The sequence below is a fragment of the Spiribacter halobius genome (genome assembly GCF_020883455.1).
GTDB classification, from domain to species: domain Bacteria; phylum Pseudomonadota; class Gammaproteobacteria; order Nitrococcales; family Nitrococcaceae; genus Sediminicurvatus; species Sediminicurvatus halobius.
The window spans coordinates 487,916-504,137 of record NZ_CP086615.1 but is presented as its reverse complement, the minus strand read 5'-3'; the positions used below and the strand labels follow the sequence as shown (position 1 = coordinate 504,137).

18 protein-coding genes are annotated in these 16,222 nt (G+C 70.5%); 8 read left to right on the top strand and 10 right to left on the bottom strand.

Annotation, left to right across the window (positions count from 1 at the left end; translation table 11 throughout):
• Nucleotides 1–8 precede the first annotated feature (8 nt).
• From LMH63_RS02360 to LMH63_RS02335, 6 genes are all read right to left on the bottom strand, one after another.
• Nucleotides 9–812: a carbohydrate ABC transporter permease gene (locus LMH63_RS02360; protein WP_109678969.1), complete on the bottom strand. Its 804-nt coding sequence runs from the start codon at nt 810–812 to the stop codon at nt 9–11.
• On the bottom strand, nt 812–1,681 hold the full coding sequence (locus LMH63_RS02355; RefSeq protein WP_109678970.1) for a carbohydrate ABC transporter permease: 870 nt from the start codon (nt 1,679–1,681) through the stop codon (nt 812–814). The genes LMH63_RS02360 and LMH63_RS02355 overlap by 1 nt, the downstream gene beginning before the upstream one ends.
• Nucleotides 1,682–1,707: 26 nt before the next feature.
• A complete protein-coding gene (locus LMH63_RS02350) occupies nt 1,708–2,778 on the bottom strand; it encodes an ABC transporter ATP-binding protein (RefSeq protein WP_109678971.1) in 1,071 nt (356 codons plus the stop codon).
• A gap of 13 nt (nt 2,779–2,791) precedes the next feature.
• Complete coding sequence (locus LMH63_RS02345; protein WP_109678972.1) at nt 2,792–3,865, bottom strand: ABC transporter ATP-binding protein; 1,074 nt, start codon at nt 3,863–3,865, stop codon at nt 2,792–2,794.
• A complete protein-coding gene (gene glpD / locus LMH63_RS02340; RefSeq protein WP_109678973.1) occupies nt 3,862–5,397 on the bottom strand; it encodes a glycerol-3-phosphate dehydrogenase in 1,536 nt (511 codons plus the stop codon). The genes LMH63_RS02345 and glpD overlap by 4 nt, the downstream gene beginning before the upstream one ends.
• Nucleotides 5,398–5,511: 114 nt before the next feature.
• Nucleotides 5,512–6,327 carry a DeoR/GlpR family DNA-binding transcription regulator gene (locus tag LMH63_RS02335; RefSeq protein WP_109678974.1) on the bottom strand — a complete coding sequence of 272 codons (816 nt, stop codon included), beginning with the start codon at nt 6,325–6,327 and terminating at the stop codon, nt 5,512–5,514.
• Nucleotides 6,328–6,483: 156 nt separating this feature from the next.
• Between LMH63_RS02335 and glpK the strand changes: the two genes are divergently transcribed.
• From glpK to LMH63_RS02300, 7 genes are all read left to right on the top strand, one after another.
• On the top strand, nt 6,484–7,980 hold the full coding sequence (gene glpK / locus LMH63_RS02330) for a glycerol kinase GlpK (RefSeq protein WP_109678975.1): 1,497 nt from the start codon (nt 6,484–6,486) through the stop codon (nt 7,978–7,980).
• Between the two features lie 264 nt (nt 7,981–8,244).
• Nucleotides 8,245–9,474, top strand: coding sequence for an ABC transporter permease (locus LMH63_RS02325; RefSeq protein WP_199225676.1), 1,230 nt, complete (start codon nt 8,245–8,247; stop codon nt 9,472–9,474).
• Nucleotides 9,449–10,255 (top strand): ABC transporter ATP-binding protein, encoded by an 807-nt coding sequence (locus LMH63_RS02320; RefSeq protein ID WP_229332696.1) that lies wholly within the window; start codon nt 9,449–9,451, stop codon nt 10,253–10,255. Before LMH63_RS02325 ends, LMH63_RS02320 begins: the two co-directional genes overlap by 26 nt.
• Entirely contained in the window at nt 10,240–11,178 is a 939-nt protein-coding gene (locus LMH63_RS02315) for an MlaD family protein (protein WP_109678977.1), read from the top strand. The genes LMH63_RS02320 and LMH63_RS02315 overlap by 16 nt, the downstream gene beginning before the upstream one ends.
• On the top strand, nt 11,175–11,792 hold the full coding sequence (locus LMH63_RS02310) for an ABC-type transport auxiliary lipoprotein family protein (RefSeq protein ID WP_109678978.1): 618 nt from the start codon (nt 11,175–11,177) through the stop codon (nt 11,790–11,792). Before LMH63_RS02315 ends, LMH63_RS02310 begins: the two co-directional genes overlap by 4 nt.
• 37 nt (nt 11,793–11,829) lie before the next feature.
• A complete protein-coding gene (gene gloA, locus LMH63_RS02305; RefSeq protein WP_109678979.1) occupies nt 11,830–12,270 on the top strand; it encodes a lactoylglutathione lyase in 441 nt (146 codons plus the stop codon).
• Nucleotides 12,271–12,274: 4 nt separating this feature from the next.
• Nucleotides 12,275–12,787 (top strand): TspO/MBR family protein, encoded by a 513-nt coding sequence (locus LMH63_RS02300; protein ID WP_229332695.1) that lies wholly within the window; start codon nt 12,275–12,277, stop codon nt 12,785–12,787.
• Here the strand turns inward: LMH63_RS02300 and LMH63_RS02295 are convergent.
• Both LMH63_RS02295 and LMH63_RS02290 read right to left on the bottom strand, forming a co-directional pair.
• Entirely contained in the window at nt 12,762–13,250 is a 489-nt protein-coding gene (locus LMH63_RS02295) for a hypothetical protein (RefSeq protein WP_109678980.1), read from the bottom strand. The two genes, LMH63_RS02300 and LMH63_RS02295, sit on opposite strands and share 26 nt — an antisense overlap.
• Before the next feature lie 217 nt (nt 13,251–13,467).
• A complete protein-coding gene (locus LMH63_RS02290) occupies nt 13,468–14,427 on the bottom strand; it encodes a LysR family transcriptional regulator (protein WP_109678981.1) in 960 nt (319 codons plus the stop codon).
• Nucleotides 14,428–14,544: 117 nt separating this feature from the next.
• On the opposite strand from LMH63_RS02290, the gene LMH63_RS02285 reads away from it, so the two are divergent.
• Nucleotides 14,545–14,736 carry an RSP_7527 family protein gene (locus LMH63_RS02285; RefSeq protein ID WP_109678982.1) on the top strand — a complete coding sequence of 64 codons (192 nt, stop codon included), beginning with the start codon at nt 14,545–14,547 and terminating at the stop codon, nt 14,734–14,736.
• Between the two features lie 478 nt (nt 14,737–15,214).
• Here the strand turns inward: LMH63_RS02285 and LMH63_RS02280 are convergent, their stop codons facing one another.
• Both LMH63_RS02280 and LMH63_RS02275 read right to left on the bottom strand, forming a co-directional pair.
• On the bottom strand, nt 15,215–15,532 hold the full coding sequence (locus LMH63_RS02280; protein WP_109678983.1) for an AzlD domain-containing protein: 318 nt from the start codon (nt 15,530–15,532) through the stop codon (nt 15,215–15,217).
• Complete coding sequence (locus LMH63_RS02275; protein ID WP_109678984.1) at nt 15,525–16,217, bottom strand: AzlC family ABC transporter permease; 693 nt, start codon at nt 16,215–16,217, stop codon at nt 15,525–15,527. The genes LMH63_RS02280 and LMH63_RS02275 overlap by 8 nt, the downstream gene beginning before the upstream one ends.
• Nucleotides 16,218–16,222: the final 5 nt, after the last annotated feature.

Genomic DNA, 16,222 nt, shown 5'->3' with positions numbered 1-16,222 from the left:
CCCTCCTCTCAGACCCGGCCGAGGGCGAAGCCCCGGGCAATGTGCCGGCGCACGAACCAGATCACCAGCGCCCCGGGCACCAGCGTGAGCACGCCGGCAGCCGCAAGCAGCCCCCAGTCGAGACCCGAGGCGCTGACGGTGCGCGTCATCACCGAGGCGATGGGCTTGGCGTCGGTGGAGGTGAGCGTGCGTGCGAGCAGCAGCTCCACCCACGAGAACATGAAGCAGAAGAAGGCCGTCACGCCGACGCCGGAGCGGATCAGCGGCAGGAAGATGGTCACGAAGAACCGCGGCCAGGAGTAGCCGTCGAGATAGGCGGTCTCGTCGATCTCCTTGGGCACGCCGGACATGAAGCCCTCGAGGATCCACACCGCGAGCGGCACCGTGAACAGCGTGTGCGCGAGCGCCACGGCGATGTGCGTGTCGTACAGGCCCACGCTCTGGTAGAGCTGGAAGAACGGCAGCAGGAACACCGCCGGCGGCGCCATGACGTTGGTCAGCAGCCAGAAGAACAGGTGCTTGTCGCCCAGGAAGTGGAAGCGAGAGAAGGCGTAGGCGGCCGGCAGCGCCACCGTGAGCGAGATGACCGTGTTGGTGAGCACGTAGGTGATCGAGTTCAGGTAGCCCGTGTACCAGGTCGCATCGCCGAAGATCTTGACGTAGTTGTCCAGGGTGAGCGCCTGCGGCCACAGCGAGAACGTGGAGAGGATCTCGCGGTTGGTCTGCAGGGACATGTTCAGCATCCAGTACAGGGGCAGCATCAGGAAGAAGATCCACAGCCCCAGCAGGATGTAGCGCCCGCGCGAGCCCATCACTTCACCCCCTTACCGAGATTGTTGATCGTCATGTAGAAGACGTAGCTGAACAGCAGGATGATCAGGAAGTAGATCAGGGAGAACGCCGCTGCCGGACCGAGGTCGAATTGCCCCACCGCCATGGTGGTGAGCTCCTGACTCAGGAACGTGGTGGCGTTGCCCGGGCCACCGCCGGTAAGCACGGAGGGCTCGGCGTAGATCCGGAAGCTGTCCATGAAGCGCAGCAGGATGGCGATCAGCAGCACGCCGCGCAGCTTCGGCAGCTCGATGTAGCGGAACACGGCCCAGCGCGAGGCCCCGTCGATGCGTGCCGCCTGGTAGTAGGCGTCGGGGATGGCCTGCAGCCCGGCGTAGCAGAGCAGGATCACCAGCGACGTCCAGTGCCAGACGTCCATCACCAGCACCGTGAGCCAGGCGTCGAAGGGGTCGCCGGTGTAGTTGTAGTCGAAGCCGATGGCGTTCAGCGTCACCCCGGCAAGGCCAATGTCCGGGCGGGCGAACACCTGCCAGACCGTGCCCACCACGTTCCAGGGCACCAGCAGCGGCAGCGCCAGCAGCACCAGGCAGACCGACACCCAGACGCCGCGCTTCGGCATGCACAGGGCGAGCCCGATGCCGAGCGGGATCTCGATGGCGAGCACCGCCGCCGAGAACCCGAACTGGCGCAGCAGCGCTCCGTGCAGGTCCTCGTCGCGCAGGATGATCCGGAACCATTCGGTGCCGACGAAGAACCGGGAGTCCGGTCCGAAGATGTCCTGCACCGAGTAGTTGACCACCGTCATCAGCGGGATGATGGCGCTGAATGCGACCACCGCCACCACCGGCAGCACCATCAGCCAGGCCCACTGGTATTCGCGCTTCTCCATCTCTCTCTCCTCCCGGCGCGTACGGCCTAGGCCACCAGATGCTCGTCGGCATAGAGCAGGGTCTGCTCCGTGGGGAACACCAGCTCGATGCCGTCACTGCCGATGGCCTCGGACTCCGCCACGCGCAGATGCAGCGCCCGCTCGCCGAGCCGGGCGGTAACGAGCTTGAAATCCCCCAGGTCCTCGACCTGCTCCACGCGGGCGGCAAGCCCCGGCTCCCCGTCCCGCGCCGGACGCAGGTACTCGGGGCGGATGCCCAGCTGCAGGTGGCCGCTGGCGCGCTCCGCGGCCGCACGGCGTTCGGGATCCAGCGGGATGCGGTGGCCGTCCACCACCGCTGCGTCGCCGTCCAGGGCGCAGTCGAGGAAGTTCATCCCCGGGCTGCCGATGAAGTAGCCGACGAAGGTGTGCGCCGGGCGCTCGAACAGGGCCTCGGGGCTGCCCATCTGCACCACCCGCCCGGCGTACATCACCACCACCTGGTCGGCGAAGGTCATGGCCTCGGTCTGGTCGTGGGTGACGTAGACCAGCGTCAGCCGCAGCTGCTCGTGGACCTCGCGCAGCTTGCGCCGCAGCTGCCACTTCAGATGCGGGTCGATCACGGTGAGCGGCTCGTCGAACAGCACCGCAGCGACGTCCTCGCGCACCAGGCCCCGGCCCAGCGAGATCTTCTGCTTGGCGTCGGCGGTGAGGCCCTCGGCGCGGCGGCCGATGACGTGCTCGAGGCTCAGCATGTCCGCCACCTGGCGGACCCGCTTGTCCACCGCGTCGGCGGCGATGCCGCGGTTGCGCAGGGGGAAGGCCAGGTTGTCGTAGACGCTCATCGTGTCGTAGATGACCGGGAACTGGAAAACCTGGCCGATGTTGCGCCGCTCCGGCGGCAGGGCGGTGACGTCGCGGCCGTCGAACAGCACCCGCCCCTCCGAGGGCTGGACGAGCCCCGAGATGATGTTCAGCAGCGTGGTCTTGCCGCAGCCGGAAGGACCGAGCAACGCGTAGGCGCCCCCGTCCTCCCAGACGTGGTCCATGCTCTGCAGGGCGTACTCCGCCCCGGGCGTGTACTGATGGGCCAGATTGCTCAGCTCGATACGGGCCATGGTGTCTTCCGGGTCAGCTCTCGGGCGCCGCCGCGAGGCGGCCGTTGGCGTCGAAGGCGTACAGCCGGCTGGGCTCGGCGGCGATGGTCACTGCACTGCCGAGCTCGAGCGGGTGCACGCCGGCCTCCTCCACCACCCAGTCACGCCCCCCCACGGCCAGGTGGACGAAGGTCACCGAGCCGGCGATCTCCGCCACCTCCACCTCGCCGTTGAGGGTGATGGCTGCGCCGGCGGCGTCGAGGCTCAGGTGGGTCGGGCGGATGCCGATCTCGTAGTGCCCGGCCGGCAGCCCGCCGAAGTGCGCCGGCGCCGGCACCCGGGCCGCATCGCCGATGCGCAGCTCGCCGTCGTCAAGCCGGGCGCCGATCAGGTTCATGGGCGGATCGGCGAATACCTGGGCCACGGTGGTACTGGCGGGGTGGCGGTAGACGTGTGGCGTGGGACCGTGCTGCACCAGCTTCCCCTCATGGAGCACTGCGGTGCGGCCGCCGAGCACCAGGGCCTCCTGCGGGTCCGTGGTGGCATACACCACGACGGCGTCGCGGTCCTCGAAGATGTCCCGCAGCTCCGAGCGCAGCTCCTCGCGCAGCTTGTAGTCGAGGTTGACCAGCGGCTCGTCCAGCAGCACCAGGCTCGCATCACGCACCAGCGCCCGGGCCATGGCCGTGCGCTGCTGCTGGCCGCCGGACAGCTCCGCCGGCAGACGGTTCAGCAGGTGCTCGATATGCAGGCGCTCGGCCTCGCGCCGGACCCGCTGCTCGATCTCGCTGCGGGCCAGACCGGCCAGCTTCAGCGGCGAGGCGATGTTGTCGTAGACGGTGAGCGAGGGGTAGTTGATGAACTGCTGGTAGACCATGGCCACCCCGCGCCGGCGCACCGGCACGTGGGTGACGTCGCGGCCGTCCTCCAGCACGCGGCCGGTGGTGGGGCGGTCCAGCCCCGCCATCAGGCGCATGAGCGTGGTCTTGCCGGCCTCGGTGAGCCCGAGCAGCACGTTGAAGCCCGCGCGCTCGCAGGTCAGCGAGATGTCGTCGATATGCAGCTCGCCGTCGACCCGGCGGGATACCCCCTCGAGCACCAGACTCATGATGCGCTCGCTCCCCTCTCCTGCCTCGTCTGGAACCATTCCGCCACGCGCGCCTGCTCCGCAGCGTTGAGCTGCAGGCCGAGCTTGCTGCGCCGCCAGATGGCGTCGTCGCCGGTCATCGCCCACTCGCGCTCGGCCAGGTGCCGGAGCTCCGCCTCGTAGAGGTCGGCGCCGAAGTGCTCGCCGAGCCCCTCGACCCCCTGCGCCGCCCCGAGTATCCGTTCGGCATCACGCCCGTAGTTGCGCGCCAGCCGCCAGCCGAGGCTCTCCGGCAGCCAGGGGCGGGCGGCCAGCAGCCCCTGCAGATAGCCCTCGAAATCGCCGTCGCGGATGTCGCCCCCGGGCAGCGCCGCCGTGCCGGTCCAGTCGCGGATCTCGGCGCCGAGCAACGGCGCGATGCGGTCCACGGCCTCGCGGGCGAGCGTGCGATAGGTGGTGATCTTGCCGCCGAACACCGACAGCAGGGGCGCCGCCCGGGTGTCCAGATCCAGAGTGTAGTCGCGGCTCAGCGCCGAGGCGTTCTCGGAGTCATCCTCGTCGTAGAGCGCGCGCACGCCGGAGTAGGTCCAGACCACGTCGTCGGCGCTCACTGGCCGCCGGAAGTAGCGGTTGACGGCCTGGCAGAGGTAGTCGATCTCCTCGGCGCTGGCGCTGGCGGTGGCCGGGTCGCCCTCGTAGGCGACGTCGGTGGTGCCGATGAGGGTGAACTCGCCCTCGTAGGGGATGGCGAAGATCACGCGGCCATCGGTGTGCTGGAAGAGATAGGCGTGGTCGTGCTCGAAGAGCTTGGGCACGACGATGTGACTGCCCTTGACCAGGTGCACGTCGCGCTTGCGCTCGTCATGCATGGCCTCGCCCAGGAAGCGACCGACCCAGGGGCCGGCGGCGTTGACCACCGCCCGGGCATGCACCTGCCGGCGGGAGCCGGTCACGGTGTCTTCCAGCCCCACCAGCCAGCCCTCGCCGTTCCGCTCGGCGCCGACGCAGCGGGTGCGGGGCAGAACGGTGGCGCCGCGGTCGGCAGCGTCACGGCAGTTGAGCACCACCAGGCGCGCGTCCTGCACCCAGCAGTCGGAGTAGACGAAGCCCTTGGTCAGCCCCTCCTGCAGCGGCTCGCCGGCGGGATGCCGGCGCAGATCGATGCCACGGGAGCCCGCGAGCTTCTTGCGGCCGCCGAGATGGTCGTAGAGGAACAGCCCCGCGCGGATCATCCAGGCCGGGCGCAGCTCGCGCACGTGGGGCATGACGAAGCGCAGCGGCCAGATGATGTGCGGCGCGATTCCGAGCAGCACCTCACGCTCGGCAAGCGCCTTTCGCACCAGCCGGAATTCATAGTACTCCAGGTAGCGCAGCCCGCCGTGGACGAGCTTGGTGCTGGCGGAGGAGGTGTAGTTGGCGAGATCACCCTGTTCGCAGAGCATTACGCGCAGTCCGCGGCCGGCGGCGTCCCGGGCAATCCCGGCTCCGTTGATGCCACCCCCGACGACGACCACGTCGTAACGGTCGGCAGTCTCCGCTGCGGCTCCGCTCACGGGCTCTCCTCCTCGTCAGGCCCCGATCGCTGCGGAGCCGATGCAATGTTCGGTTTCAAACATAGCACGCCCGTCGCGCGCGTCAACCCGAACATTTCCGCGCATCGATGAAGACTATGCGTCTGCGGCCGGCGCCGCTTCCTCTTCTGGCGCGGCCACGACGATCTCGCCGTCATGCTCGGCCATCAGCCGCCGCACCGGGGCCGGTGGCTCAGCGTCCGTGAACAGGACGTCCACCTGGCTCAGGTCCGCCACCTTCACCAGCGCGTTGCGTCCGAACTTGCTGTGGTCGGCGGCGAGCAGCAGGGTGCGCGCATTGCGCATGATGGCCTGCAGCACCCGTACCTCGCGGTAGTCGAAGTCCAGCAGGGTACCGTCGTGCTCGATGCCGGAGATGCCCATCACCGCGTAGTCGACCTTGAACTGGTTCATGAAGTCGATGGTGGCCTCGCCGGTGACGCCGCGGTCCCGGTGGCGCACGACGCCGCCGGCGATGATCACCTCGCAGCTCGGATTGCCGGAAAGGATGGTCGCCACGTTGAGGTTGTTGGTGATCACCCGCAGGCCCTCGTGGTCCAGCAGGGCGCGGGCCACGGCCTCGGTGGTGGTGCCGAGGGTGATGTAGAGCGAGGCCTGGTTGGGGATGTACTGCGCCACCTCGCGGGCGATGCGCTCCTTGGCCTCCGGGTGGAGCACCTGGCGCGCCGTGTAGGCAACGTTCTCGACGCTGGAGGGCAGTCCCGCGCCGCCGTGGTAGCGACGCAGCAGGCCATGCCGGCAGAGGGCGTTGATGTCGCGGCGGATGGTCTGGGCGGTGACGGCGAAGTGCTGCGCCAGGGCCTCGACGGACACGAATCCCTGCTGGCGAACCAGGCCGAGCATCTCCTGCTGGCGCCGGTTGAGGCTGACCGCGGACAGTGCAGGCGGCATCGAGGGTCTCCTCCGGGCAACATCTTCGAGCGCAGTCTAGCAGCGGCGAACGTTCGCTTCCGAAAATTGCGGGCTTGACATTTGCGGACCGCACTCGATCATGGCGGCAAACGACAACCGCGGCGGCGCACGCCGCGCGCCCCGAGGAGGAGAGCCATGGCGGAGCATGCCTGCATACTCGCCGTCGACCAGGGCACGACAAGCTCCCGCGCCATCGTGTTCGATGTCGATGGGCACATCGTCGCCAGCGCCCAGCAGGAGTTCCGTCAGCACTACCCCCACAGCGGCTGGGTGGAGCATGACCCGGAGGACCTCTGGCGCTCCACCGTGGACGTTTGCCGAAAGGCCCTGGCGGATGCCAGCGACGCCGGCGCCCGGGTGCTCAGCCTCGGCATCACCAATCAGCGCGAGACCACCGTGGTCTGGGACCGGCGCACGGGCGAGCCGGTGCACAACGCCATCGTCTGGCAGGACCGGCGCACTGCCGAGACCTGCAGCGCGCTGCGCGATGGCGGTCATGAGCCCACCGTGCGCGCGCGCACGGGCCTGCTGCTCGACCCCTACTTCTCGGCGAGCAAGGTGGCCTGGATCCTGGATCACGTGGAAGGCGCCCGGGAGCGGGCGGATGCCGGGGAACTCGCCTTCGGCACCGTGGACAGCTGGCTGATCTGGCGCTTCACCGGCGGCCGCAGGCACGCCACCGACGCCACCAACGCCTGCCGTACGCTGCTCTTCGACATCCACCGCCAGGACTGGGACGACGACCTGCTCGCGCTGTTCGAGGTCCCGGCGGGCCTGCTCCCGGAGGTGCTCGACAGCGCCGCGGACTTCGGCGAGACCGATCCGGATGTCCTTGGCGTGAGCCTGCCCATCCAGGGCGTCGCGGGGGATCAGCACGCCGCCGTGGTCGGCCAGAGCTGCTTCGCCCCGGGCATGATCAAGAGCACCTACGGCACCGGCTGCTTCGCGCTCATGAACACCGGCGAGCGCGCCGTGCTCTCGGACAACCGCCTGCTCACCACCCTCGCCTACCGGCTGCACGGCCGCCCCACCTACGCCCTCGAGGGCTCGATCTTCGTCGCCGGTGCAGCCGTGCAGTGGCTGCGCGACGGCCTCGGCGTCATCGCCAGCGCCGCCGAGAGCGAGATTCTGGCCCGCCGCGCCCGCGAGGACCGGCTGTATCTGGTCCCCGCCTTCACCGGACTGGGCGCCCCCTGGTGGGACCCGGACGCCCGCGGGGCGCTGTTCGGGCTCACCCGGGATACCGGTGTCGCCGAGCTGGTGCGTGCGGCGCTGGACTCGGTCTGCCTGCAGACCGGGGATCTGGTGGCGGCGATGGCCGCCGACGCCGGCGGCGATCTGGAGACGCTGCGCGTGGACGGCGGCATGGTGGCGAACGACTGGCTGCTGCAGCGGCTCGCCGACCTCACCGGCATCGCGGTGGAACGCCCGCAGGTCATCGAGACCACCGCCCTCGGCGCCGCCTATCTGGCCGGCCTGCAGCATGGCCTCTGGCCGTCACTGGATGCCCTCGGCAGCCACTGGAAGCTGGACCAGCGTTTCCGGCCGGCGCTCGCCGACACCGACCGCAGCGACATCATTGCCGGCTGGCACGACGCGGTGCGCCGGACTCTGAGCGGGGCCGGCGATTAGAGCCTACATCCGCGGCGCGTTGGCCGAGCTTGGCGGCCATGCCTGGTGCGGGACTGTTGGATCACGCCCTCGGCGCGGCGCTCCGGGCCCCACATGCGCAGGAGCAAGACGCATTTCGTCTGGCAGCGTGCCAGCAGCCAACGGGAGCGATCACGTGTGTCGCGGATCAGCCACCACGGGCAGCCGTGCGATGAGCGGTGGGAGCGCCCGGGACCGTAGGCGAGAGGGATCTTGCCTACGAGCCTACAGGGAGGTATTCACAGCGTGTCCCGGGCGCTCCCACCGCTCATCGCACCCGGCACCGTACAACGAGTCACCACCAAGCTCGCGGACACATTGGCGCTCGGGGGTTATCCTCCCGAGGTGATCCCCGCGGAGACCCGCGCCATCGCCACCAATCCGCAGATACCGCAGCTGGAGCTCGACCGGGAGGCCCGCGTCGCCCGGGCCAGGGGGCCCTGGACGGCGCCGGCGCTGGGCGCGGTGGCGCGGCGCCTGCCGCCTGCGGAGCCGCGGTCGGGCGGCTGGCGGCTCGACCTCTCTGCGGTCAGCCGGCTGGACAGCGCCGGCGCGCTGCTGCTCGCCAGCGTGCGCGAGCGGCTGGGCGGCGCCGCGCTGGCTGGGGCGCATCCAGCCCACGAGGCGCTGCTCGGCATCGTCGCCGAACATGACCGCCCGCCGGCGCGCCCGCCGCGACGGCCGCGGGGCCTGGAGGCGCTCGGCCGCCGGACGGTGAAGGCTGCCGGCGAGGGCATGCGCTTCCTGGATTTCGTCGGCGACGTCAGCGTGGAGAGCGCGGGGCGGCTCGCCCGGCCCGGGCGCGTGCGCTGGCGGCAGGTGGTCCACGAGATCGAGCGGGCCGGGGTGACCGCGCTGCCCATTACCGGCCTGCTCGCCTTCCTCATGGGCATCGTCATGGCCTATCAGGGCGGGACGACCCTGGCCGCCTACGGTGCCAGCATCTATCTCGTGGATCTCATCGGCATCACCATGGCGCGGGAGCTCGGACCGCTGCTCGCTGCCATCATCGTGGCGGGGCGCACCGGCTCGGCCTATGCGGCACAGATCGGCACCATGCGCCTGACCGAGGAGCTGGACGCCCTGCGCAGCCTCGGCATCACACCCACGGAGATGCTGATCCTGCCCAAGCTGCTGGCGCTGGTGGTGAGCCTGCCCCTGCTCGCGCTCTGGAGCGGCGGAGCGGGGGTGCTCGGCGGCATGCTGGTGGCCGAGCGTTTTCACGGCATCAGCGTGGTGACGTTTCTCGAGCGGCTGCCGGACGCCGTGCCTGCGGGCATGTACTGGGCCGGCCTCGCCAAGGCGCCGGTGTTCGCCGTGCTCATTACCCTGGTGGGCTGCCATCAGGGCATGAGCGTCAGCGGCAGCGCGGAATCCGTAGGCGCTGCGACCACGCAGGCCGTGGTGCAATCCATCTTTCTGGTGATCGTGGCCGATGCCATCTTCTCCATTGCCTACCAGCAGATCGGGCTCTAGCCCCCGCGGCTCGCCCATCGTCGCGGTGCGCGGGCTGGAGACCCGGCTCGGCTCGACGCGGGTCCATCGCGGGCTGGATCTGGACGTCCGTCACGGGGAGCTGCTGGCCACCGCCGGCGCCAGCGGCTCGGGCAAGACGGTGCTGCTGCGCGCCATGAGCCTGCTGCTGGCTCCGACGGCCGGGGAAGTCCGTCTGTTCGGCGAGGCGACCCGGGGGCTCGGCCGCAGCGCGGAACGGGCCCTGCGGCGCCGCCTGGGGGTGATGTTCCAGCACGGCGCCCTGTTCACCGGGCTCACCGTGGCGGAAAATGTCGGCTTCGTGCTGCGCGAGCATACGCGGCTGCCACCGACGCTGGTGGCCCGGGCGGCGCGGCTCAAGATCGCCCTGGCCGGACTGCCGGCGGAGGCGGCGGCGCTGTATCCGGCCGAGCTCTCCGGCGGCATGACCAAGCGCGCGGCGCTGGCCCGGGCACTGGCGCTGGACCCGGAGCTGCTGTTCCTGGACGAGCCCACCGCCGGGCTCGACCCGCTCGGCGCCGCGGCCTTCGACCGGCTGATCCTGCGCCTGCGCGAGCTGCTGGGGCTGACGGTGGTGGTGGTGACCCACGACGCGGACTCGCTCTGGGAGATCGCCGACCGCATCGCCTTCCTGGGCGACGGTCGGGTCCTGGACATCGGGGAGCCCGCCCGCCTGGCCGCCTCGCCGATCCCCGCCGTGCGCCGCTATTTCGAAGGCCCGCGGATGCAGCGGGCCAGGGAGCGCTCATGCAAGCCCGAGTGAGCTACAGCCTGGTGGGCCTGTTCGTCCTGCTGCTCGGCGTCGCAGTGCCGCTCGCCGGCATCTGGCTCGCCGGCGGCCTCGGCACGGGTTCGGACAGCCGCTACTACGTGGTCTACCTCACCGAGTCCGCCAGCGGCCTGCACCGGGATGCCCAGGTGACCTACCGCGGTGTCGAGGTGGGCCGGATTGCGGAGATCAGCATCGCCCGCGAGCGCCGCAACGAGATCCGGCTACTGCTGGCGGTGGATCCAGACGCCCCGGTGCGCGAGGGCACCACCGCCACCCTGCAGAGCCGCGGGCTAACGGGCGGCGCTTATCTCGAGCTCTCCGGAGGCGAGCCGGAGGCATCACCGCTGCGGCCGGAGCCCGGGGCTCGCTACCCCGAGATCCCCTACCAGCGCTCGCTGCTCGGCCAGCTGGACACCCTCGTGCGCGAGGGCATGAGCAGCCTCGACACCATTGCGGCACGCCTGGACACGGTGCTTTCCCCGGAGAACGCCGCCGCCCTCAACCGTCTGCTGACCAGCTTCGCCGCCCTCGCCGAGGGCCTTGAGCGGGACCGGGCCGCCCTGCGCGAGGCCCTTGCCGCTGCGGAGGAGGCCTTTGGGAGCGGCGCCGTCGCCGCCGCACGGGTACCGGAGACGCTCGACTCGGTCGAGGCGACGCTCACGGGGCTGGAACGCATGGCCGAGCGGATCGGCCAGGCCGGGGATTCCCTCAGCAATCTGGGCGACCAGGGCAGCCGCGATCTGGCACGTCTCGGGGACCGCACGCTGCCCATCGCCGAGGACCTGCTCCAGACCCTGGAGCGCACCGCCGAGCGCCTGCGCCGCCTGGCCGCCCGCCTGGAGGACGACCCCTCACAGCTGCTGTACGGGCCCGCCCCGCGGCCGCCGGGGCCCGGCGAGGAGCGCGCACGATGAGCCGGCGACTCGCCGCCCTCGCCCTGACTGCGCTCCTCGTCGGCTGCACGCCGCTGCTGCAGAACGCGCCGGCGCCCGCCCTCTACACCCTGGAGGTCCCCGCGCTGCCGGCGGCGGGCACTGGCGACGAGGTCCTGCGCGTGCGCCTTACGGGCGTCGCGGCCGGCTACGAGCAGCCGCTCATGGCCTATCGTGAAGGCGACGCGCTGGCCCTGCGCTATTTCGCCACTGCCCGCTGGGTGAGCGCCCCTGGCGAGCTGGTTACCGAGCGCCTGGGCGAGGCCCTGGAACGCACCGGACGGTTTCGCGCGGTGCTCACGGGTGCCCCGCCGCCGGTGGCGGACTACCGCCTGGAGCTGGAGCTGCTGCGCCTGGAGCAGGACTACCGCGGCGGCGGCGGCGCCGGCGAGGCCCGCATCGGCCTGCGCATCCGGCTGCTGGACCGGGAGGGCGAGTTGATCGCGCAGCGCCGGGTCGAGGCCACGGCCGCGGCGGAGGCCGCCGGACCCGCGGCCGCGGCCGCCGCCGCCAACCGAGCCCTGGCCGATCTCGCCGCCGAGCTCGACGGCTGGCTGCACCAGCAGCTCGCTGATCCCCGGCGCGGGCGCTGGTAGAGTGCCCCTCCAACCCGTCGCCGCCTGGAGACAGTCCATGCAATACCTGCACACCATGGTCCGCATCAGCGACATCGATGCCTCGCTGCACTTCTACTGCGAGCTGCTCGGCATGCGCGAAATGAGCCGCCGCGACAGCGAGCAGGGCCGCTTCACGCTGATCTTCCTCGCCGCCGACGAGGACGTGGAGCGTGCCCGGGCCGAGAAGTCGCCAATGCTCGAGCTCACCTACAACTGGGACCCGGAGACCTACAGCGGCGGCCGCAACTTCGGCCATCTCGCCTTTCGCGTGGATGACATCTACGCCCTCTGCCAGCGTCTGCAGGACGGCGGCGTAACCATCAACCGCCCACCGCGGGATGGGCATATGGCCTTCGTCCGCTCGCCGGACGGGATCTCCGTGGAGCTGCTGCAGAAGGGCGAGGCGCTCGCGCCGCAGGAGCCCTGGGCTTCCATGCCCAACACCGGGACCTGGTAGGCCCGTGGCCGGAGACCTGCTGCAGGAGACCGGCGGACGCCGGCGGGCGCTGCTGGGGTTCGCCGGCTGGCTGGCGCTGGTGACGCTGGCCGCCATGGGCGGTGTGCTCACCCCCTCCGACGCCTGGTACGCCGGCTTGGAGAAGCCGCCGTTCACGCCGCCGGATCTCCTGTTCCCGGTGGCGTGGACACTCCTCTATGCGCTGATGACCGTCTCGGCGTGGCTGGTCTGGCGCCGCACCGGCCTGGTGGCCGGCCTGCCCGCATTGCTGCCCTTCATCGCTCAGCTCGGCGCCAACGGCCTTTGGTCCATCCTGTTCTTCCACTGGCACCGCGTGGATCTGGCGCTGGTGGATCTGGCCGCCCTATGGGTGCTGGTGGCGCTGACCATGTTCCGTTTCCACCGCGTGAGCGCGACCGCCTGCTGGCTGCTCGCGCCCTACCTGGTCTGGGTCAGCTTCGCGGTCTACCTGAACGCCACCATCCTGTTGCTCAACGGTCCCGCGCCGCCGGGCTAGCCAGCTCCGCCGCCGGTTCCAGGATCGTGCGGATCTGCTCGGGCGTGAGATAACGCTGCGGGCCGCCGGCGACGGCGCGGACCACGCAGCGCAGCCGACCGCTGCGCCCGTCCGCCGTCCGCAGGTCCATCAGGCTGCGGTAGTCCACCAGCTCGACGCTGTCGTTCTCACGGCCCACGAACCCGGGACCGGGGGCGACACCACCGCTGTCCCAGGCCAGTACGTCGAAGCCGGTAACGCGCCACTGCCTCGGCACCGGCCCCACGCCGCTGCGCAGCCGGCACCAGGGCGCCGCGAAGCGGTTGGGCGCGGACACCCGCCTGCCTCCCTGGAAGTAGAGGAAACCGTTGGCGTCGGCGACGTGCTCATCCGCCAGTCGCAGCTCGCTGTCCAGGGGCACGCGGGCGTAGTCGGGCCCCCGCGGGACCCCGGCGCAGCCCGCCAGCACCACCGCGATCACCACTAGCCCGCATATCTCACCGATTCGCGACGCGAGGGCGTGGAGATGGCGGGCAGGACAAGGCGCGGGAGAGTTCGGGCGCGCAGGCGTACTCGACAGTACGTCGAGCACCCGGACCGAGCGCAACGCCGGACTGCCCGCCAGATCCGCGCCCGCAGCCGCGAATCGGCGAGATATGCGGGCTAGAACCGCCGGAAATCCGCGCATGAGGCTTTCCTCGTCAGCCCTGGCGGATGCGCTCCTCCCACTCCGCCTCGGAGAACTCGATGCCCTCCCGCTCCCAGGGCGGAATCGGCGTGAACACCTCCACCAGAAAGTCCACGAACGCCCGCACCTTGCGTGACAGGTGCCGCCGGTGCGGGTAGAGGACGAAATAGGCCGAGCTCTCGTGGGGGTACTGCGGCAGCACCGGCACCAGCCGCCCGGCGCGAATCGCGGGCATCACCAGCCAGGTGGACAGGCGCGCCAGGCCGGCGCCCGAGAGCGCCGCCTCGTACAGGGCATCAGCGGTGTTCGCGCGGAAGTTGCCACCCACATGCAGCACCCGATAGCCGTGCTCGGCATCCTCGAAGGCCCAGTCGTTGAACTGGGAGACCTCGTAGAGAGTGAGGCAGTTGTGCTCGAGAAGTTCCTCGGGGCTGGCGGGCTTGCCGTGGCGCTCGATATACGAGGGCGCCGCGCAGATGATGCGCCGGTTCACGCACAGCCGGCGGGCGATCAGGGACGGGTCCTCCATCTGCTCGCGCCACTGAATGGCGACGTCGATACCCTCCTCGATCAGATCCACATGGCGGTCGGTTAGCTCGAACTCCACGTTGAGCTCGGGATAGCGCTCGAGGAACTCGTTGATCCGCGGCAGCACCTCCACCCGGCCGAAGGCGACCGTGGCCGCCACCCGCAGCGTGCCGCGGGGATTCTCGTTGAGGGCGGTAACCGCCTCCTCGGCCTCCTCGATCTCCTGGAGGATGCGCGCGCAGCGCTCGTAATAGGCATGCCCGGCCTCGGTAAGGCTCACCCGGCGCGTGGTGCGGTTGAACAGCCGCACGCCGAGGCGATCCTCCAGCCGCCGGATCTGCTTGCTCACCGCGGAAGGGGTGAGGTCGAGATCGCGCGCGGCGGCGGAGAAGCTCCCTTTGTCCACCGCCCGCACGAACATGTGCATCTCCGCTGCTCGATCCATCGGCCTCACCTGTGACTGAAAAGCAAAGGCGGTATGCCCTTTCCCCGGATTATCCCAGCCTGCCACGGCCGTAGCATGACCACCAATCGCCAACCGGCAAGCAATGGAGGCCACACCATGAACGAGCGCACGACGATCGCGAACACGCAGCAGCTTACTCCGGAGCAGGTCGACGCGCTGACTGCCCGCGCCCATCGGCTTCGCGACGAATACATTGCGCAGGCCGCCCGCCGCCTGCTGGCGGCTGCCCGCCGCCGCCTGCGCGCCCTCGGCACGGCACCGCAGGGCCGCCTCGCCGGCAGCCACTGACCGCCGGGCCCTACTCCCGAACGCCCTGCCGGTGCCATGCCGGCGGGGCGTTTTTATTTCCTGGACGGAAAAGGCGCGGGTAGATGAGTTCGTCGACGAGTTCAAAGTCCAAGGTTCAAAGTTCAAAGCGACCCGGCGCCAGCATTCTGTTTCCTGATTGCATACGTGACTCAGCGATGCCTCCGGGCCTTTAGCCGCGACGCCGCGGCGATAGCGTCGGCCGTGCCGACGCGGGGCGAGGCGGGAGCGCCCGGGACACGCCGTGAACCCGTCCCTGGGGGCTCGTAGGCGAGGTCCCTCTCTCCTACGGTCCCGGGCGCTCGCACCTCGCCCCGCTCTGCAGACGTTGGTGGCAGCTTCCGCGACGGGAAGCCTGTCGTAGTGGCCGAGTCAGTTACTCAATCCGCGGTAGATGTCGGCGTCCGCCTGCGGCGGATGCCGACCTACCCGGACCGGTGCGGATCGGGGGGATGCCCGGTCACAGGCCCAACCAGCGCAGCAGCCAGAGCGTCGCCATTCCGGCGACAAGCGTCAGCAGCGCCCCGTGAGTCCGCCAGGCCACCAGGGCGGCCACGACGCCGGCGGCCAGGCGGGCAGCGTCGGGGAGCCCGTCGCTGCCGGGCTGGACGAGGCCGGGGAGCACCAGGGCCGAGAGCACCGCGGCCGGCACGTAGCGCAGGCCCTGCTGGACGACATCCGGCAGTTGCAGGCGGCCACCGAAGACCAGGAACGACGCCCGCTCCAGCAGCGTGCCGGCGCCGATCAGCGCCACCACGATCCACGCCGCCTCAACCACGGCGCGTCATCCGTTCCGTCACCACGCCCGCCGCAATCCCGGCCAGCGCTGCCAGCGTGAGGCCAAGCCCGGCGGGCCGTCCGCGTCCAAGCACCGACAGCAGCCCGGCAGTAACCGCCGCCACCAGCGCCGGGCGGCTGGCGATGGCCGGCACCAGCAGGCTGAGAAAGATCAGGGGCACGATGAAGCCGAGCTCCCAGGCCGGCGGCACCGCCGAGCCCGCCGCGATGCCGGCGCCGGTAGCGCAGAGCCAGGTGATCCAGAGGGTGAGCCCCGCCCCCAGGTAGAACCAGTGCTCCTGCGGACCGGGATGGCGGCGCAGAATGCGCTGAATGCTCAGCGCATAGGCCTGGTCGGTCAGCAGGTAGGCCATGGGCACCCGCCAGCGCAGGGGCAGCGGCGCGAAGTGCCCGGCGAGCGAGGCGCTGTACATCACCATACGCAGATTGATCAGCAGCGCCGTGAGCACCACCAGCGCGGGAGCGGCATCGGCGCCGAGCAGCTGTGCGGTGGCGATCTGCGAGGCGCCGGCGAAGATCAGCACCGACATGGCGAAGGCAAGCTCACCGCCGAGCCCGGCGTCCAGACCGGCCACGCCCGCCGTCATGCCGAACGGCACCACCCCCGGCAGCATCGGCGCCACCGCCTGCATGCCGGCGACATACGCCTCGCGCCGCCCGGTCATGATCG